This window comes from Bremerella cremea, assembly GCF_039541315.1.
In the GTDB taxonomy this organism is placed as follows: domain Bacteria; phylum Planctomycetota; class Planctomycetia; order Pirellulales; family Pirellulaceae; genus Bremerella; species Bremerella cremea.
The window spans coordinates 1-19,439 of record NZ_BAABFZ010000005.1 but is presented as its reverse complement, the minus strand read 5'-3'; the positions used below and the strand labels follow the sequence as shown (position 1 = coordinate 19,439).

General features: G+C 55.8%; 15 protein-coding genes. 9 read left to right on the top strand and 6 right to left on the bottom strand.

All coding sequences use genetic code 11. The features are described from left to right. Positions 1-7 precede the first annotated feature (7 nt). From pstC to pstB, 3 genes are read left to right on the top strand one after another with little or no spacing between them, the layout of a single operon-like run. Positions 8-1,039: a phosphate ABC transporter permease subunit PstC gene (pstC, locus tag ABD890_RS17265; RefSeq protein WP_345092483.1), complete on the top strand. Its 1,032-nt coding sequence runs from the start codon at positions 8-10 to the stop codon at positions 1,037-1,039. Next, on the top strand, positions 1,039-1,971 hold the full coding sequence (gene pstA, locus ABD890_RS17260) for a phosphate ABC transporter permease PstA (protein ID WP_345092481.1): 933 nt from the start codon (positions 1,039-1,041) through the stop codon (positions 1,969-1,971). Before pstC ends, pstA begins: the two co-directional genes overlap by 1 nt. Before the next feature lie 29 nt (positions 1,972-2,000). Continuing rightward, positions 2,001-2,795 carry a phosphate ABC transporter ATP-binding protein PstB gene (gene pstB, locus ABD890_RS17255; protein ID WP_345092478.1) on the top strand — a complete coding sequence of 265 codons (795 nt, stop codon included), beginning with the start codon at positions 2,001-2,003 and terminating at the stop codon, positions 2,793-2,795. Here the strand turns inward: pstB and ABD890_RS17250 are convergent. The 5 genes from ABD890_RS17250 to ABD890_RS17230 all read right to left on the bottom strand — a co-directional run bounded on the left by ABD890_RS17250 (position 2,792) and on the right by ABD890_RS17230 (position 7,740). Continuing rightward, a complete protein-coding gene (locus ABD890_RS17250; protein WP_345092475.1) occupies positions 2,792-3,931 on the bottom strand; it encodes a pyruvate kinase in 1,140 nt (379 codons plus the stop codon). The genes pstB and ABD890_RS17250 overlap by 4 nt on opposite strands. Before the next feature lie 115 nt (positions 3,932-4,046). Further along, positions 4,047-4,697 (bottom strand): hypothetical protein, encoded by a 651-nt coding sequence (locus tag ABD890_RS17245; RefSeq protein WP_345092472.1) that lies wholly within the window; start codon positions 4,695-4,697, stop codon positions 4,047-4,049. A 55-nt stretch (positions 4,698-4,752) separates the two neighbouring features. Next, a complete protein-coding gene (locus ABD890_RS17240; RefSeq protein ID WP_345092469.1) occupies positions 4,753-6,246 on the bottom strand; it encodes a sulfatase family protein in 1,494 nt (497 codons plus the stop codon). A 134-nt stretch (positions 6,247-6,380) separates the two neighbouring features. Then, on the bottom strand, positions 6,381-7,061 hold the full coding sequence (locus tag ABD890_RS17235; protein ID WP_345092466.1) for a matrixin family metalloprotease: 681 nt from the start codon (positions 7,059-7,061) through the stop codon (positions 6,381-6,383). A gap of 112 nt (positions 7,062-7,173) precedes the next feature. Then, on the bottom strand, positions 7,174-7,740 hold the full coding sequence (locus ABD890_RS17230) for an RNA ligase 1 family protein (RefSeq protein ID WP_345092463.1): 567 nt from the start codon (positions 7,738-7,740) through the stop codon (positions 7,174-7,176). A gap of 410 nt (positions 7,741-8,150) precedes the next feature. On the opposite strand from ABD890_RS17230, the gene ABD890_RS17225 reads away from it, so the two are divergent. Together ABD890_RS17225 and ABD890_RS17220 are read left to right on the top strand one after the other, a co-directional pair. Further along, positions 8,151-13,067 (top strand): DEAD/DEAH box helicase, encoded by a 4,917-nt coding sequence (locus ABD890_RS17225; RefSeq protein WP_345092460.1) that lies wholly within the window; start codon positions 8,151-8,153, stop codon positions 13,065-13,067. Positions 13,068-13,076: 9 nt separating this feature from the next. Then, positions 13,077-13,697: a hypothetical protein gene (locus tag ABD890_RS17220; RefSeq protein ID WP_345092458.1), complete on the top strand. Its 621-nt coding sequence runs from the start codon at positions 13,077-13,079 to the stop codon at positions 13,695-13,697. Here the strand turns inward: ABD890_RS17220 and ABD890_RS17215 are convergent. Continuing rightward, the gene (locus tag ABD890_RS17215; RefSeq protein ID WP_345092456.1) at positions 13,687-14,550 is read right to left on the bottom strand and encodes a hypothetical protein; all 864 of its coding nucleotides are present in this window, start codon (positions 14,548-14,550) and stop codon (positions 13,687-13,689) included. The two genes, ABD890_RS17220 and ABD890_RS17215, sit on opposite strands and share 11 nt — an antisense overlap. A 508-nt stretch (positions 14,551-15,058) precedes the next feature. Between ABD890_RS17215 and ABD890_RS17210 the strand changes: the two genes are divergently transcribed. The 4 genes from ABD890_RS17210 to ABD890_RS17195 all read left to right on the top strand — a co-directional run bounded on the left by ABD890_RS17210 (position 15,059) and on the right by ABD890_RS17195 (position 19,164). Continuing rightward, on the top strand, positions 15,059-15,781 hold the full coding sequence (locus tag ABD890_RS17210; RefSeq protein WP_345092453.1) for a hypothetical protein: 723 nt from the start codon (positions 15,059-15,061) through the stop codon (positions 15,779-15,781). A gap of 181 nt (positions 15,782-15,962) precedes the next feature. Then, positions 15,963-16,175 (top strand): helix-turn-helix domain-containing protein, encoded by a 213-nt coding sequence (locus tag ABD890_RS17205; RefSeq protein WP_345092450.1) that lies wholly within the window; start codon positions 15,963-15,965, stop codon positions 16,173-16,175. After that, positions 16,172-18,826, top strand: a complete 2,655-nt coding sequence (locus ABD890_RS17200) for a primase/helicase family protein (RefSeq protein ID WP_345092447.1) — start codon at positions 16,172-16,174, stop codon at positions 18,824-18,826. The genes ABD890_RS17205 and ABD890_RS17200 overlap by 4 nt, the downstream gene beginning before the upstream one ends. Next, complete coding sequence (locus ABD890_RS17195) at positions 18,823-19,164, top strand: TubC N-terminal docking domain-related protein (RefSeq protein ID WP_345092444.1); 342 nt, start codon at positions 18,823-18,825, stop codon at positions 19,162-19,164. The genes ABD890_RS17200 and ABD890_RS17195 overlap by 4 nt, the downstream gene beginning before the upstream one ends. Positions 19,165-19,439: the final 275 nt, after the last annotated feature.

The following is a 19,439-nucleotide window of genomic DNA, read 5'->3' as shown; positions in this document are numbered from 1 at the left end:
CAAGTTTATGGATCACCAAACCAAGTCGCCGATCTCCCGCCCTCCGACCAAATTGGAGATTGGCATCGACCGGTTGTTCCGCGGGCTTTGCTTTAGCTTTGCCTGGCTGACGATCGCTGTGATGGCGTATATCGTCATCGAGATCAGTTGGAAAGCGAAACCGGCCGTGCTGGAGTACGGGCCTGGCTTCCTATCCGGAAAAACATGGGACCCGAACACGGGCGAATATGGCATCCTCCCCGAGATTTGGGGCACGCTCTACAGCTCGCTGCTGGCCTTGTTAATCGGATCCGTCTTTGGGATCGCTGTCGCGGTCTTTCTCAGCGAAGGCTACCTCGGGAACTTCGTGTTTCGGGTATTGAAGCTCTTCGGAGTTCAGTTCCATCGCTTCTGGGGCAAGATGCCATCCATGGCAGAGTCGGCCCTGAAGAACCTGGTGGAGCTTCTCGCTGCGATTCCTAGCGTGGTCTATGGACTGTGGGGGATCTTCGTCGTGATTCCGCTGATGCGGGATTCATGTGTTTGGCTGCACGACAACATGGGCTGGTTCCCACTGTTTGGAACGCGCTTCCAAGGCCCTGGCATGCTGCCAGCCGCGTTCGTGTTGGCGATTATGATTCTGCCGACCATCTCGGCCATCAGTCGCGACGCACTGGTTGCGGTGCCACCGAAACTACGTGAGGCCTCGTACGGGCTGGGTGCGACTCGCTGGGAGACGATTCTCTCGGTGATTCTGCCTACCGCATCGGGTGGTATCTTCGGCGGGATCGTGCTGGCCTTCGGTCGCGCCTTGGGCGAGACGATGGCCTTGGCGATGCTGGTCGGCAATATGAATACAATTAGCGTCTCGCTCTTCTCTCCGGCGAATACGTTGGCTGCCTTGCTGGCCAATAACTTCCAGGAAGCGGGAAGCGACGAGATGAAAGTCGGCGTGCTGATGTACGCCGGTATGGTACTGATGGCGATCACCTTGATGGTGAACATCATCGGCGCATTAATCCTGCAACGAGCCACCGCCGGGCTGAAAGGGATGCGCTAATGGCTTCGCCTCAATCAGAACGCCCTGTACTGACCGAATCGGATATTAGCCGCTTGGAACGCTCGCTTCGTAAGCCACGAACGCTGCTGAGTATCATGCTCAGTGCGGTTGCCACGATCATGACCTTCATGGCACTCGTGCCGCTGTTCTCAGTGGTCATCATGCTGTTTGTGAAGGGGGGCTCGAAGCTTACGCTCGAGAACTTCTACACGCTTCCGCCGACCGCGTTTGAAGACGGGGGTGGCTTCGGCAACGCCCTTCTAGGAACGATTCTGATGGTGGGAATCGCGGCGCTGATCAGCGTCCCGTTTGGCATCATGGCGGCCGTGTTCCTGTCGGAACTGGGCAAAAACAGCCGGACCTCTTCCGTTGTGCGATTTTGCGCGAAGGTTTTGAGCGGTTTCCCCTCCATTCTGGCGGGTGTGTTCGCTTATGGTGCGGTTGTGCTGCTTACGGGAAAGTTTTCGGCTTATGCCGGGGGGGTAGCATTGTCGATCCTGATGCTACCGGTGGTGATGCTGACGGCAGAAGAAGCAATCCGAATGGTCCCCAGCCGCATGAAAGAAGCTTCAATCGGTATGGGCGCCACCCAGACGCAGACATTGTGGTATGTCACATTGCCCACCGCATTGCCCGGAATACTAACCGGGGTTATGCTGGCAGTAGCTCGCGCTGCCGGTGAAACGGCTCCCTTGCTGTTTACCGCCTTGTTCAGCAACTTTTGGCTGATCTCGAGGTGGAACGACGTAGAACCAGGGCAGTTGAATCAACCCACCGCTTCGATGGCGGTTCTGATTTACAACTTCTCTTCTTCCTTCGTTGACAACCAACGTGAAATGGCCTGGTCGGCCTCGTTGGTGTTAGTGTTGGTCGTTCTGGTCACGAACCTGGTCGGAAAGTCACTTTCCTCCAAGAACGGGCCTCAGCGCTAAGCAAACCTACATAGGAAATTTAGCTGCACATGATCGCGAACGAAGATTCGGCTGACACCGTAATCGACTGCGATGTCAAAGAGCTCTATTACGGCAACTTCAAAGCCGTGCGCGATACGCGAATCCCGATCAAGCAAGGTCAGGTAACCGCGTTCATTGGTCCATCGGGTTGTGGTAAAAGCACCGTGCTACGTTGCTTGAACCGGATGAACGACCTGATCCGTGGCTTCCGCTTCGAAGGGCATGTCCACTTCCGTGGGCAGAACATCTACGCCCCTCAGATCGATCCGGTCGCCGTTCGTCGCCACATCGGGATGGTCTTTCAGCAGCCCAACCCATTCGCGATGAGCATTTACAAAAATATTACCTACGGTCTGCGGATCAACGGGTACCGTGGCGACTACGACGAAGTGGTCGAACGAGCCCTGCGTGGTGCCGCCCTGTGGGATGAAGTGAAAGACAAGCTCAAGCAGAGCGGTCTCTCGCTGTCGGGTGGCCAGCAGCAGCGTTTGTGCATTGCCCGCGCGATTGCTGTCGAACCTGAAGTGCTGTTGATGGACGAGCCATGCTCGGCTCTCGATCCGATCGCGACGCGTAAGATCGAAGAGCTGATGACCGAGCTCAAGAAGAAGTACACCATCGCCATCGTCACGCACAACATGCAACAAGCTCAGCGTGTTGCCGATCAGACGGCGTTTCTTTACGTCGATACGACTCAGGGTGGCCGAACCGGTTACCTGGTCGAGCAGAACGAAACGAAGCGTCTGTTTGAAGATCCTCAGCAGGAATACACGCGGCAGTACATCCGCGGCGAATTCAGCTAACGGATCGTTTCAATCACGAAAGCGTTCGCGTTGTCGGTCGATTGGATCGGCAACTCGGAAACAACAATCACCCGATCGCCCGGCCCGACGAGGTCAATCTGTTTGGCGATCGATGTTGTGGTCGACAGCATCTCCGCGGTTGAACCCGGAGATTTCATCTGTCGTGCGACGACCCCATGATAGACGTTCATCTGACGAACGGTGGTGGGATCGTCTGAAAGGGCCAAGATGGGGCAATCGATCCAGTTCTTGGCAATCAAACGCGCCGTGATGCTGGAATGCGAATAGACCACTACGGCCGCGATCTCTTGCATTTTCAAGATGTGACGAATCGAGTACGCCAACGCTGCCGTGTTGGGGGGCTGACCGAAACCAACCTTGATGGGGCGATCGGTGATCTCCATCAGGCTTTCGGTCGCGATCACCGTTTTCGAGGCCACTTCGACTGCCTCAGCGGGAAAGTTGCCAGACGCCGTCTCGTCACCCAATAGAATCGCATCGGCGTGGTCGAAGACAATGTTCGCGATGTCGAAAACTTCGCTGTCGGTCGGTTCCGATGCGTGTCGCATGGTTTCCAGGACCCCACGTCCAACCAGGCAAGGCTTGGCCCCAATCTGGCACTGCCGGGCAACCATTTTTTGCATTACCGGATTCGACCAGGTTTCCATATCGGATAAGCCGGCAGAGGTCACAATGACACCGTCAGCAGCCTGGATAATGCTATCAATATCGCGATAGTTCGACGCGTCGTCGAGGCGGGCGAGAACTGCCGCGTGACTTCCGGCTTCGTGAAGTGCCTTGCGAGCCTGGTTAATGTTCAACGTTCCGAGCGGTACCGAGATCATGACATAGTCGACCTCGTTCGCCACAATCCAGTTCAACTGATCTTGGTTGATGGGCTGCTCCGCCGGTGGTTCTTCGCCAGAAACGGGAATCGACGCCAACAGCGTGATTGGCAGCTGCAGCATTCCTTCCACTTCGCGAACCGACTCGTGCCACTCGCTCCAGACCGTGGGATTTTCTTTTCCCAGATCGATCACAAACGAGTCGGCTCCAACACGAACCAACTGCGAGAGAGGGCCGGCGCCAGAGCAGCTCGGACCGATGGTCGCAACGAGTTTGGTGCGCTTTAACATCGCAGTATTCGTCGTTGGTGTCAGGGGAATAGGATCGACCACGTTTGGATAAACCTCCTTGCGCAAACCAGTGGGGCGTTCACAGCCAGATTGAACCTACCACTGGGCGGTACGGTTATTCTACCGGATTCTGCTCTTCCGTGTTCGGCTTCGATTTCTTCCGGCTGTAAAGAATGATTATGCCAACTACCAACGCGATCAAGCTATAGGCCCCGATCTTCCCGGAAAGGTCATTCAGCGAAGGCGTTACGGTTTCCGTCGAGCCGGTCGGCTCGACGTAGGGGGGAATGATTTCGAGGGAATTGAGAAAGGCCTGCGCGTCGGAATTTTGGCGAGGATCCTTGCCAATGCCAAAGACCATCAGCTTATAGAACTTGCCACCGACCTTTACGATCGCTTGTGAAAGTATCGCGTCGTCGCCAAGGGCACCCCCAGCGGCGCTAATCAGGAAAACCTGATGGCCGTTCTTTTCGACGACCGTGGAGTCCAGGATTTCCCCGTCCAGGTCTTCGGCCAGACCTTGTTCCAAAGCAGACTGGATGATCTTGCGTTCGATCGGAGCAGGGGACTCGATGATCCCCAGCTTCAAGGTTTCATCGGGCGAAAGCCAGAAGACTTTCGCCGGCGGATCGGGCTGAATCTCGACGAAACGTTCTGAATCTGGTATCTCGCAAACGATGACCCCGTCCGAGGATTTCCATTGCTCGGCCTTACCGTACGTGGCCGAGAGCATCGTTAAGGTAAGTGCCAGGATCAGTCGTTTCATTCAATTTCTCTTAAGAGGAAGTCAGCCCAGTCTTCGATTGCCAAGCCGACGAAGCCTAGCGAATCTTTTCGTCCGGCAGTTCTTTGCCGATCCCCTGATCGATTGGCATCTTATCGGTGTTGGGTGTGAGACCAACATTCGCCATTTCAGTCGCTAATTCGTCACGCAACTTGGTGACCAGCTTGGCATGCTCTGGCTTCTGTACCAGGTTGATCGTTTCGCCCGGGTCGGCTTTCAGATCGTACAGTTCCGCCATGTGGCGATCGGGCGAGCCGTCGCCGTGCGGGTAGCGAATATATTTGTACTGATCGGTACGCAAAGCGCGGACATTTGGCGTATAAGGGAACTGCTTCTCGTAGTTGTAATAGTAAATCCACGAGGTTCGCCAGTCGTCGCTTTCGCCGTTGGCCAGCTCGGCCCACGAGTCGCCGTGGATCTTTTCAATCGGCTTGGCACCTGCCAGTTCGATCAAAGTCGGAGCCATGTCGACCGTCAGAACTTGCTGCTCAACCGTTTTGCCTTGCCCCAACTTCGGGTAACGCACGATCAACGGCACACGCAGGCTCATCTCATGGGCCGTGCGTTTGTCGACCATTCCGTCTTCGCCTTCCAGCAGGCCGTTGTCTCCCATGAAGACAATGATCGTGTTGTCGAGCTGCCCGGTCTTTTCGAGCCAAGAATAGAGCTTGCCCATGCTGTCGTCGACACTGAGGATCGTACCCCAGTAGGCGTGAACCATGTCCTCGAACGCTTTGACACCTTCTGGGCTGTCATCCGGAAAATCTTTCCGCCAATCGAACAGCGGCCCATAGATACCATGCCAGGTATAGAGTCGTTCTTTGATCCATTTCGGCTTGTCGTCGAGCTGAAATGCGGTTTTCGGATATTCGACCTTCACGTCATCGAAGGCGTGTTCGTATTTTGGTTCAGGAAAGTAGAAGCTGTGCGGAGCCTTCTGGCCGATCATCATGCACCAAGGCTTGCCACCATGATCTTTCTGCAACCAATCGAGCGCCATGTCGGTCACGACATGCGTGTAATAACCAGGGACGACGCGGGATCCCTGACCGTTGATATTGAACGAAGTATCGAAGTACTTGCCTTGTCCCTTGTGGGTGACAAACCAATCGAAACCGGCACGCGGTTCGTCGTTGTCTTCACCCATGTGATATTTGCCGATATAGGCTGTCTCGTACCCGGCGTCTTGTAAACGCTTGGGGAACGTCGCCATCTCGGTCGGGAACTCGGTGAAGTTGTTGGTCACACCATGGGCATGAGCGTACAGCCCGGTCAGAATCGAGGCGCGACTCGGCGAGCAAAGCGAAGTGGTGCAGAACGAATTCTGGAACTTCACCCCTTCCTTCGCCAGGCGGTCGATATTCGGCGTTTTGACATGCTCGCTGCCGAGGCAACCGACCGCGTCAGGTCGCAAGTCATCGCAAAGCACGAACAAGATATTGGGCTGTTTCGGAGCGTCGGCGGCCACGGCCAGAGAATTCGAAGCGACTACCAAAAGCGCAGCCACAAGAAGCGTTCGCCAATACGTCATTGCGAAGGGTCCTCGGAAAGGGGAAGCAGTGCAGGGGGGCGGTGTCGCGGCCTTCTTCTGGGAGAGGTCGCTACCCACTAATTTGCGTGAAATCGATCGGTGTTTCCAGTCGGGAGAGGCAATTCAGGTCGATTTTAGGCGGAAGAATCCGCACGAATGAAGCCAAACCCAATGGTCCTGCAGGTTCCCTGCTGAAGAATCGAAGGCGTGCGGAACAACGACGACCGCACGCCGACTTCGACTCGTTGGGAAGTACCTTCGCCTGATCCATCCCGCGAAATTCCGCGAGGTTGGCCATGATCACGCGAATGATGCGAGGGAGGCAGGTCGGCGACTGGAGGCTCCTCGGTAGCTTCGTCTTCGTCAGGCACGTTAGCCGGGGCGTCTTCTTTCGTGTCGGTCGAAGTGTCATCTAGAACTTCGTCGGTCGGATCGGCACTGGTCGTCGTGTCTTCTTCGGCAGGAGCATTCAGTGCGAGTGCGGCGTCGACGTCCTCTTCGGCTAGGGCTGTTAATTCCTGATTCGCAGAGACGCTAGGGTAAAGAACCGAGCCGGGCGAATCGGAATGTTCCAGGCCGAGCGAATGACCAAGTTCGTGCACCATCACGTAAACCAGGTCGCAGGCGGCAGCACCAAGGCTGTTACCCACTTCCCAGTTCTCAGAGATATCGAACATGATATCGCCAGCGATTTTGACAGGATTCACATCGTCTACGAAATCGGCCTGGGCAAGCGTCCCACCAGAGCCGTCGATGTCCTCGAACAAGATGTCGATCGAATCGAGCGGGAGGGATTCGACCCCACATGACGTCATGCGTCGCACGGTTTTGCAAATCGGCCCACCAAACCGTATTGGGCTACCTTCCATCAAAAATCCGACGAACGCGTAAATGACGTTCGCCGGATCTAATCTCGCTCTTCTCAATTCAACAATCGGAAACCGGCCAAGGGAGTCCAAAGTCCCTTCGCTTGATCTTGCACATACGGCCATCGGGATGATGCCAGACGATTCCTTCGATCAACATTTCCTGCAGGGCTTCGCGAATGGCATCAAACGACCGCGGGAATAGCGGATACTGCGCGGCACTCTCATGCGAACGCAATTCGTGCTGAGTAAGCTCGTATGCATTGCCTTGGATCTTGGGACCTACCAGCTCGTAGGTTCCGTTCGGCAGCGATCGATTGGCGTCGAATGCCTCGCGGTGCCAGCGATCGGCTGGCGTGTCGGTGATCTTCGTCCAGCCAGGCCAGTGACCGGTTACGGGATCAGGCGCAGGTTCCGCTGCGATCCAACCATTGGGCGCAGGCTTCCCTTGCTTTCGGTCGTGCCGACGAAACAGTTCCCCATCGCGAATCATACAGCAGGTACCATCGATCTTTTCCGTAGCCATACCTTCGCCCAGCAAAACCCACTGGCAGCCGTCGACCACCTGGTCGATGACTTGACGGTTTCCTTTGTAGTCGCGCTGGAACAGGCTCGGAATCTTTTGCATGGGAATGTCGATGATGGTTAAAGGATAGTTGCGTTTCAAAATAGTGGCCCAGGCAGGACTCGAACAGAACGAAGAATCCTCGGTAAACACAACACTTTCCAACCAAGGCGGCGCAGAATCCGGCGCAGTTGGTGCGCCGTGGCCGGCGGACTTGCAGTTGGTGGTTGATGCTTGGGGTGGGCTAAGTGATTCGGCGAAGGCTGATATCTTGGCGGTAATCGCTGCGGAAGTCGTCCAGGGCATCGACTAGGCTCGGCAGGGTAGGTTTTGGGGGTGGTGTCCCCCATTCCCCCCAGGATACCACGCCTAGGGGGACTCTGATAAACTCTTCTTTTGGCTCTTGGCCCTGCTTTTCGATCTTACGGGCCTAGCGATTTAGAGATACCCCAACGCCACTAGGAAGCCGCACGATGCACTCTCCTTTGCAGGATATCCTGGCCGAATATCGCGCTATGTCTCAAACCGAGCGCGAGAAGGGAAACTACTTCGAGGAACTCATTCGGACCTACCTGCGGCACGAACCGGTCTACGCCGACCTCTACAGCGATGTCTGGCTGCTGAAGGATGTTCCCGACGAGTACAAAATCAGCAAGGCCGATACCGGCATCGACCTGGTTGCCAAAACCCGGGGGACCGGGGAACTGCATGCCATCCAGTGCAAGTTCTACGACGAAGGGCACACCATCCAGAAAAAGGATATCGATAGTTTCTTCACCGCCTCAGGCCAGAAGCCGTTCACCCATCGCGTTATCGTGGTGACCTCGAATCTTTGGTCGGCCAATGCCGAAAACTCCCTGATCGATCAGCAGCCGCCGGTCACTCGGATCGAACTATCCGACCTGGAAACCAGCCAAATCGACTGGTCGAAATTCAAGCCGAACGCCAAGCCCGATCTCAAACCAAAGTTTGACCCTCGCCCCCACCAGAAAACCGCCATCACCAAAACGGTTGACGGGCTAAAGACTGCTGACCGGGGCAAGCTGATCATGGCCTGTGGTACCGGCAAGACATTTACCTCGCTGAAGATGGCCGAAAAGATGGCCGGCAAGGGGAAACGGGTTCTCTTCCTGGTTCCCAGCCTGGCTTTGTTGTCGCAAACGCTGACCGAGTGGACCCAGCAAAGCAAAACGCCCCTGCACAGCTTTGCCGTCTGCAGCGATGCCGAAGTGGGGAAGAAGCGGAAGAAGGACGACGACATCGTCCAGACGTTCGTTCACGAGCTGCGTTACCCCGCCACGACCAACGCCCGCCGGCTGGCCCAGGAAATGGCCAAGCGGCACGACGACCTTCACATGAGCGTCGTTTTCTCGACCTACCATTCCATTCAGGTCATTCACGACGCCCAGAAGAAGCACAAGCTGGAAGACTTCGACCTGATCATTTGCGACGAAGCCCACCGAACCACCGGGGCCACCTTCGAGACCGAAGAAGAATCGGCCTTCGTTCGCGTTCACGATAACAAGTTCCTGGCCGGCTCGAAGCGGCTTTATATGACCGCTACGCCGCGCATCTATGCCGACGTCGCCAAGGCCAAGGCGCTGCAGGATAATATCGCCCTTTGCTCCATGGACGACGAAGCCCTCTACGGCAAAGTGCTGCATGTTATCAACTTTTCGGAAGCGGTCGAACTCGACCTGCTGACCGACTACAAGGTGATCGTGCTGACCATTAACGAAGATGTCGTTTCCAGCCGCCTACAGGACCTGCTGAAGGACGACAACAACCAACTGAAGGTGGATGATGCCGCCCGGATCGTGGGCTGCTGGAAGGCCCTCAACAAGCACAACATGCGGAGCGAGCTGGGAGACGATGTCCAGCCGATGCAGCGGGCCGTTGCCTTTTGCCAGGTGATCGAGCCCACCACCGGCAAGGCGCACAAGGTTTCCTCGAAGCAGATCAGCGAGATGTTCCAGGCCGTCGTCGATGCCTATCAGGAAAGTGCTGAAGACGAAGAACTCGAAGGCCTGACCTGTCAGACGCAGCATGTCGACGGCAGCATGAACGCCGCCGAGAAGGAAGCCAAGATCAGTTGGCTGAAGGAAACGCCGCCGGAGAATACCTGCCGCATCCTCAGCAATGTCCGCTGCCTTTCCGAAGGGGTCGATGTGCCTGCCTTGGATGCGGTGTTGTTCCTTTCCCCGCGCAGTTCCCAGGTCGAAGTCGTGCAATCGGTCGGGCGTGTCATGCGGAAGGCCCCGGGCAAGAAGCTGGGGTATGTCATTCTGCCGGTCGTCATCCCCCACGGTATGGAGCCGCACGAAGCCCTCAACGACAACAAGGTCTATAAGGTGGTCTGGGAAGTGCTGCAGGCCTTGCGTTCCCACGACGACCGCTTCGATGCCTTCATCAATAAGCTCGATCTGCTGGAGAAAGCCCCCGACAAGATGGAGGTGATCGCCATCACCGACAGCCTGGCCCCCAAGGCGAATCCGGCCGGCAAAGAGAAGTCAAAGGGGAAAGGGGAGTTCAACCTGGCCGACAAAACCAACGTCGCTTCCGGTTCCCCCAAAGCGCATCAATACGAGTTCTCCTTCGATGTCGGGGAAATCGAAAAGGCGCTCTATGCCAAGCTGGTTCACAAGTGCGGCAACCGGCTTTACTGGGAAGAGTGGGCCAACGATATCGCCAAGATTGCCCAAACCCATATCAGCCGCATCACCGCCATTGTTAACGACCCCAAAAACAAGAAGGAAGTCGAAGCCTTTCAGCAGTTTGCCGACGAGCTGCGCGACGACCTCAACGACAGCATCACCGACGGCGAAGTGATCGAGATGCTGGCCCAGCACCTGATTACCAAGCCGGTCTTCGATGCCTTGTTCAAAGACTACAACTTCGGCAGTCAGAACCCGGTGAGCCAGGGGATGCAGAACATCCTCAACCTCTTGGACGAGCATCGTCTCGATAAGGAAGCCGACACGCTGGAAAGCTTCTATGCGTCGGTCCGCCGCCGGGCCGATGGCATCGACAAGGCGGAAGGGAAACAGAAGATCGTCGTCGAACTGTACGACAAGTTCTTCCGCAACGCCTTCCCCAAAATGACCGAACGCCTCGGCATTGTGTACACCCCGGTCGAAGTGGTCGACTTCATCATCCATAGCGTCAACGACATCCTGCAGGAAGAGTTCGGGCAAACGCTCGGCAGCAAGGGGGTGCATATCCTCGACCCGTTCGTCGGCACCGGCACCTTCATCACCCGGCTGATGCAAAGCGGCCTGATCAATCCGGAAGAGCTGCCCCACAAATACAAGCACGAAATCCACTGCAACGAAATCGTGTTGCTGGCCTACTACATCGCCGCCATCAACATCGAAGCGGTCTACCACGGCATCGTCGGCGGCAAATACGAACCGTTCGAGGGCATACTGCTGACCGACACCTTCCAGATGTACGAAGGGGACGACAAGATCGAGCAGTTTTTTCCTGATAACAGCAAGCGAAGAAAGCGGCAGAAGGAGCTGGATATTCGGGTGATTGTGGGGAATCCGCCTTACTCAGTTGGGCAAGAATCGGAGAACGATAAGAACAAGAACGTTGTCTATTCGCAACTTGATGACAAGATTCGAACTACCTATGCGGCACACTCAAAGGCAACTTTAAAGAACGCACTTTATGACTCCTACATTCGCGCAATCCGTTGGGCAAGTGACCGAGTTGGCTCCAACGGAGTAGTCGGTTTAGTTACCAATGCAGGTTTTCTGGAAGGTAGCACAGCAACGGGTATTCGAAAATGTCTAGCTGAGGATTTTACCGGAATCTACGTGATTCATCTTCGGGGAAATCAACGTACTTCGGGTGAATTATCGAAAAGAGAAGGTGGAAAAATATTCGGCAGTGGCTCCAGAGCGCCAATCGCAATAACGATTCTTGTGAAGAACCGTTCCCACCGTCAGTGCAGAATTCGCTGGTTTGATATTGGAGACTATCTGAGTCGCGAGCAAAAATTGGAATCGCTAACAGCTTTTCGAAGCCTGTGCGGCATTTCTGCTGAAGGAATGTGGGCTGAAATCCATCCGGATCAACATTTTGACTGGGTAAATCAACGCGACGAACGGTTCGATGATTTCGTTAGTTTGGGGACCCTATTCACTGCGTCATCCAATGGACTAAAAACAAACCGAGACGCGTGGTGTTACAACTTCGCACAAGCTGAGCTAGAAAATAATATTAGACGCACCCTTGGCCATCTTTCCTTAGAGTCAAAACGATGGCACGCCCACGAGGACTATGAACCGGCGAACGATCCTACGGAAATTAGCTGGTCGAGTTCCTTACTGCCAAAGACAAAGAAGGGCAATGTCCCTGCGTTCAGTTCCGCGTGTCTAAGGAAATCGTTATATCGCCCGTACACGCGTCAATGGATTTACTATTCTCAGTTCTTGAACGATCGCCGTGGAAAAATGCCCAAATTCTTTCCAACACCTTCCAGCGAAAACGTCCTTATTGTCGTAAGTGGCAAGAGCAACAGGCCTTTCAGCGCTCTAGTAGTAAATCAACTCGTGGATGTCCAAACTCTCTTCAACGACCATTGCTTTTCGCTGTATGTCTACGAATCCTCCGATGCTTCTGGGCCAATTCTCTGGAAAGACGGCGAAGCAAACGCAGTTCATTCAGGTGTGACCTCGCACAGCCTAGCGACCTTCCAACGCGCCTATGGAGCACTTGGCGAAGCTACCACAAAGGAAGACCTATTCTACTACATCTACGGCCTTCTACACTCAGAAGAATACCGCGAGCGCTTCAAAGACAACTTAGGCAAAGAACTCCCCCGCATCCCCGCCGTCAAGCAATACAAAGACTTCCAAGCCTTCTCCCAGGCAGGCCGCGACTTGGCGCATTGGCATCTCGATTACGAGACGGTCGACTGTCACCCGGCCACGCTGAAGCTGACGGTCGGGGGGAAGAAGGGGACGACCGACGTGGTGACGGCGGACCCTGCCGGTCTGGCCGGGCTTCGCAGGTCGCACAAGCTGACCGAGCAGCACTTCTATGTCCGCAAGATGAAGTTTCCCAAGAAGAAAGACCTGGAAACCGGCAAGAGCGTCAACGACAAGTCGACGGTGATCTACAACGAATACGTCACCGTGACCGACATTCCGCTGGAAGCGTACGACTACGTGGTCAACGGCAAGCCGGCCATCGAATGGGTGATGGAACGCCAGGCAGTCACCACCGACAAAGCGAGCGGCATCGTCAACGACGCCAACCTGTGGGCCACCGAAACGATGAACAACGCCGCCTACCCACTGGAACTGCTGCTGCGGGTGATTACGGTGAGTTTGGAGACGATGAAGATCGTTCATGGGTTGCCGAAGTTGGAGATTGATTAGAGACCAGCGATGTCGAGCCATTCCCCCAAGTCGATTTCCCCCGGATGCTATGGCGGCAAGCCGACCGGGGATTGCCCACCCAAGGTGGAAGGCGCTTTGGATAGCTACGGGGCGATCGTCCGGGATTACGTGAAGCGTTACCGCGATCGCTTTGAGGCGAACCTGCGGTTCTATGCCGAGTTGCCCAGCCTGGAAGAAGCGGTCAAGCAGGCCGCCTTGGGCAAACGCCCCGACGGCAAACGCAACAGCCACCAACGCCGCATTCCCCAGGAAAGCCTGCAGGCATCGGCGCGCCGGTTGAGACGATGTAACCTGGCAGCCGGGGAATCGTTTCACCAGCTATGGGAACAGGTCAACGACAAGATTCGAGGAATCGACCGAATTGGCGAACTGACCATTTACGACACAGCCCACCGCATCGGGGCATTCTTGAAGCTTCACCCTGAACTGGTCTATCTGCATGCCGGAGCCCGCATCGGCGCCGCCACGCTAGGAATTCCCAAACCAACCGCCTGGGCAGCCCCAACCGATCTTCCCAAGCCTTTCCACAAGTTGACACCGGCGCAAATGGAAGATTGCCTGTGTATCTATAAGGAAAGGCTGAAGGCGATTCAAGCCGCTAAACGCTAGGGGCAGGCAGCCTGGCCGACATCAACGGCGAGCTACGCAGGTAGTCGATGATTCCTTCGGTCTCGGGGGAGGGGATGGCGACCACGCTTTCCCGTTCTAAGAGAACGCGGTCCTCGAAGAATTCGTCTCGGCACGCATCGTCTCCAAGGAACTTACCAGGGGACACCTTGAGGTCAACAACCTCTTTCAAATCCTTGCTACCAATCGAAACGACCGGGATTTCATCGCAGGAATGAAAGACTCGAGAAAACCATCTCGCGATTGTTTTCGTGTCGCGTCGCGCGGGATAGTGGCTCCAGCGCCAAGCGAACCCCTCAACAAGCACATACCGATAGACAACCGGCGCTTCTGGATGGTCCGGCTCGATCAAACGTGAAAACACAATGGCGTAGTCCCCCAAAGGTTCCTTCGCGCCGCGATAGTCGCACGTAAGAATCGTCATCCTTAACGAAGGATGAAGCCAGCCACCTTCTCGCATTTGTCGAACGAATTCATCTAGCCACTTATAGGCCGAAAGCGTCTGCGAAATGGTATCACTGGTTCCATCAAGCCAGGCACGATTGACGCCAAACGTATCTGCAAACCATTCGAGATGTTCCGATTGACAGAGAGAAGCAAGACGATCCGGATCACTAACGTCGGAGGCCGTCCATTTCCATTCGGGCTTGATGAGGTAAAGCAACTGGGGACCAGTCAAGTCATGCCACTCCAGCAGTTGCTGGAGACGACGGGAGAGCATACTGCTTGGAATTGGAGACCAGTAATTCCAAGCGATCCGACCAATCCACAATGCAAGTCCAGCAATAACTAACGACTGGATCTGCTTGGTGGCCTCCCAAACGAGCTCTCGCATGATATCTCCCTACAGCGATCATTCTCTCTAAACTCGCATTACCATTTGCCGAAACGATACCCGCAGACAGTGGGGTGCGCGAATATCAAATTTCAGTGGCCAGAGGGGCCTTCAAAACTGGCCGGCCCTCGCCACCAGACCGCCTTCCCAGCCACGGGCATTTCTTGGCGAAAAATGAAAGTTTGAAGATAGGGGGCGGCTTTCATTTCTAGGGGCGATTCCGCCCAGACCGCACACCCAGGCCGGCACGTCTGCCCGCGAGTTTTGATAGAGGGGGTATCAGGGGCGGAAATCGGTATCATGGAACCATGGCCACGGTCCCCCGAAAAATGCTTGGGGGAATGGGGGCGCTTTGCTAGAAAAGAAACCTGCTTGAAAAATGAGACAGACCATCAGGTAGGCCGGCTGGGTTGCAAACCAGTTTGGCCAAATGGCCCTGGCCGGCTCTGGGAAAGCCTTTCCCCTGGACCGGTCGGGGCCAGCCTGGGCTTTAGGAAAGGCAATCTTCATGGCAGAAGAACAGCAGTGGCTTGCGCTGGGGCAAATCACCACCGAAAGTCCGCAGCCCCCGGACCGATTCATCGAAGCGGCAGCCAAGTCGGTTCCGGCTATTCTGGCCGACGTCAAACTGAATAGCGATGGAACGGTTTCGTTAGAGAGTATCGGCTTAATTAGGCAACTGAGAAAATTGGGGCACACATCCGCCGCCTCCGACTGGGCTATCTTGCGGCTGCTGAAGTCGGAGTATCTGACCGCCATTCCCAAATTTTCGACGTGGTTTGACCCAGGTGGATTTCCCATCTTACGACGCCCCACCGCTCAGCAGTTGAGAGCCCGAACCCTGGCCCACCAGGCTGCCCAACAAATGGTCGTCACCTTTTCGCCCCATGCGGAATTCTCGGTTGACTCGCTTGAAGTGTTTGCAACGGAAGCCCTGTGGCAGTGGTGGCGTGATTTTGAAGACGCTCAGGAAGTTGGCGAAAGGGCGTACGATGAGGCAGCGGGTTCCAAGACACACCATTCCCCGAAACGCCGAGGCCGCAAGAAGGCGGACTATGCAACCCAGGAAAAAGAGAACCGAATTTTTGATGCCTGGAAGCGTGCGCGCGATAGTGGCGCTTCCAAGGCTCAGTTTGCGAGCGATCAGGGTATGCCGGAAGCAGAACTCAACCGTCTGATTGAGCGAGTTTCCAAGCGAAAATCGCGTTCGGAAGAGTCTTTCGGACAATGATTTCTTTCGTCCGAGCAAATTTTCTTGCTCTTGCATTCCCAGGCAACAAGGGACCGCTGACTGCGAATCGCTCGGACAAATAGTTCGGACAAATTCATTCTGTCCGAACTGCCCTTAACTTGATTTCCATCACAGGCCGCACGCCGTGGCTTGGATGCTAACTCAAGTTGAGGTGCCCGAAATGCACGAACGACAGCAAGACGATCCCGCCCCCATCCTGGTCGGCCCGAAAGAGGCCGCCAAGCTTCTTTCCGTTTCGCCCCGCAAGCTGTGGGCGATGACCTTTGAAGACGACCCCGCGCTGCCCCACGTGAAGATGGGCCGGCTGGTTCGTTACCCGGTCGCCGGCCTGCAGGCCCATATCGAAGCGATGCTGAAAGGGGGCCAGCGATGAGCGAGAACCTTTCTGGTTCGCTGGACAAACCTCAGCTTCTGCGGCTTTCGCAGGGGCGTTGGTTGGATATTTTTGCAGCCGCTGGGATACCCGCCCACCTGCTGGACCATGGCGGCAAGCCTTGCCCCAAGTGTGGCGGCACTGATCGGTTGAATGCCGACCGCGATGTCGCCAGCAATGGCAAGGTGTTCTGCCGGGGATGCTTTAACAAATCGTCTGCCATCCGCCCTGGGGATGGCTTTGCGACAGTTGCCTGGTGGCAAGGCTCGACCTATGGCCAGGCGACGAAATGGGTAGCCGATTACCTGGGAGTGACCAACACCCCGCCCCCGCCGATCGATATCATCCAGGCCACCGCCGACAACAAACGGATGCCGGTCGAAGCCTTTCGCCAGTTTGGTGTCGTAGAAGCGAAACGAGGCCGCAAGAACATCCGAGTAGCGCGAATCGATGTCTATAACGAGATGGGAGAAGTTCATTCCTATTTCGACCTCTGGCCTGGCAGCAAAGGTTATAGCAAACCTGGCAAGGGAAGTTCCGGCATGTTCTTCCCTGGTCGATTGCCGACCGCCGGGGAAATCTGGCTGCTGGTCGAAGGGGTGAAGGATGCCGCTGCCCTCGTTGGCATGGGCTACCAGGCAGCTGGCTTGCCGACCAACAACATGAACGCGAAATATGCTCGGCTGTTTCCTGGTGTCCATGTCATCTTCGTGCCCGACCTGGACAACGCCGGCCTACGGGGTGCCCAGCTATCAGCAAGCAGACTGGCCGGCATCGCGTCGTCGGTCCGTATTGCTCGACTGCCAGGGGAACTGCGCCCCAGCGGAGGTGCCGACGTTCGCGACGCGTTGAAAATTCCCGATGGTGAAAAGCTAGTCCGCGAAGCCATGGACCAAGCCAAACCTTGGCAACCAGGCGAAGACGACGAGCCCTCAGACCAACGGCCCGACGTTGTCGTCACGATGGAAGAAGCGGAAGTTTCCCAGGAAGTCATTGAGCACCTAGCCAAGCTTGGCTGGACTGGGGCCAACGCGATCGATGAAAAGATTCGTCTTTTCGTTCGGGGTGGAGTTTTAGTCCAGGTAATCGAGCAAGACAAGGTGGGTGACTGTCAATCGCTCGTCATCCGGGATATCCCTTCCTGTATGGTTCGGGAACGAATTACCCAGGCATGCCGGCTGGTAACAGAAACGGAAACCGAAGAAGGGGTCGAAGTGAAACCGGTCCGACCTCCCGGTTGGCTAATCGACGGGATATTCCGCCGAGGAAGCTACGATCGGCAGATAAAGCCCCTGGCCGGCATCATCGAAGCGCCCACACTTCGTGTCGATGGTTCCATCATCCAGGCACCAGGTTACGACGCAGAAACGGGGCTGGTCTATCGACCATCCGCCAAATATCCGACTGTTATCGAATCGCCCACGCAGCAAGAAGCCCACGATGCCGTGACCACACTGCTGGAAGTGCTGGTCGACTTCCCTATGCAAGACGAAGCAGACCGATCGGCCTGGTTAGCTTTGGTTTTGACGATGGTGGGCCGACCTTGCATTGCCGGAAATGTTCCATTGTTTGCGGTAACGGCGAATATTCGCGGGGCTGGCAAATCGTTGCTGGTCGATGCGGCAACATTGATTGCTTATGGCCACCGCGCGGCCCGTAAGACATTTACACGCGACGACGACGAGATGCGGAAAGTCATCACCGCAGTGGCCTTGGCTGCCATTCCGAGTGTGCTTTTCGATAACGTCGATATCCAGATGGGTGGGGCTTCACTCGATGCGGCGATCACTTCGACCGTCTGGTCGGACAGGGTTCTAGGACAATCGCGAATGACCGGAGATCTGCCGATGCAAGTCGTCTGGTCAGCAACCGGGAACAACTTGGCATTCGGGTCCGACATCGGCCGCCGAGTCTTGCCAATTCGGTTGAACTCGCTGCTGGAAACACCGGAGACACGAAACGGCTTTCAGCATCCGAATCTGCTGGAATGGATCGAGCGAAACCGCCCCCGTCTGGCAGTTGCCGCCCTGACCATCTTACGAGCCTATTTCCTAGCCGGCACGCCTCAGCAAAACGGTGGGCAGTGGGGTTCGTTTGAATCGTGGTCTGAAATTGCTAGAGGGGCTCTTGTTTGGGCAGGAGCTGCCGATCCATTGCCAACGCGGGAAACAGCTCTGGCCAGCGATGATACCGTCATCCTGTTAAGCAAATTGATTCTGGGCATCGCCGAAACCGATCCGACCGGCATCGGGCTAACTACCAAAGAAATCGAACAAGCCACGTTCGGCAACGATGCGCACACCCCACGAAGCGAAGTCTTGCTCGAAGCGGTAACCGAAATCTGTGGGGATGGTTTCAACAACCGAAAGTTCGGTCGTCGTGTCCGAAACCTCTCGAAACGTGTCTGGAAAGGGCAGTTTATCGACAGCACCCTAGATCGCACGGGGGTTCAACGTTGGCGAGTTCGCCAAGCCAACGCTGGGTTTGCTGGGTTTGAAGGGTCATCTGGCAGCGAATCCCGTTTTCCCCCCAGGTCGTCAAATCCTTCCCCATCCGCCGACGACGCTAGTCTTGATTCCCAGCGATTCCATCCCCACCCCGCAAACCATGCAAACCCAGCACCGAGTGATGGCGATTGGGGGGAAGTATGAACGCCCGGCATGTCATCGATACGCTGACCTCGCAAGGCATCCGCCTGGTGGTCGAAGGGAATCGTCTGCGATACCACCCCAAGGAAAGTATCAACGATGATCAAGTCGAACTGCTGAAAACCCACAAGCAACAAATCATCTGCTTGTTGAGCAGGCCGGAACCAACGGACGAAGCTTCCTGGCCCGACACCATCGATGGCCACGCCCTGGAACCATGCCCTAAGTGCGGAACCCTCGAACTATGGGAAAACCTGGCCGGCAACTGGCGATGCCTGCGCTGCGATCCGCCGACACGCTGGCGAAAGTTCGCGGCGAAGCATGGGTTACCGACTTCGTAGGCCCCCAGGGAATTGGGTCCTTCTTAAGAGTGCCTCGCGCCGTTTTCCACCGCTAGGACACACCTCAAAGACACAGTCCGTCCTACAAACCTTCGTGTTTCTATGGCGACATTTAGACAACACATTTCACTAGCTAGCCCGCACGATGCGGCATACAATCGCATCTACCAGCAAACAACGGAGTACCAAGACTATGGCATCGATTTCAAAAGAGCCCAACGGACGACGACGCATTCTATTCATCGCCCCCGATGGCAAGCGGAAGACCATTCGCC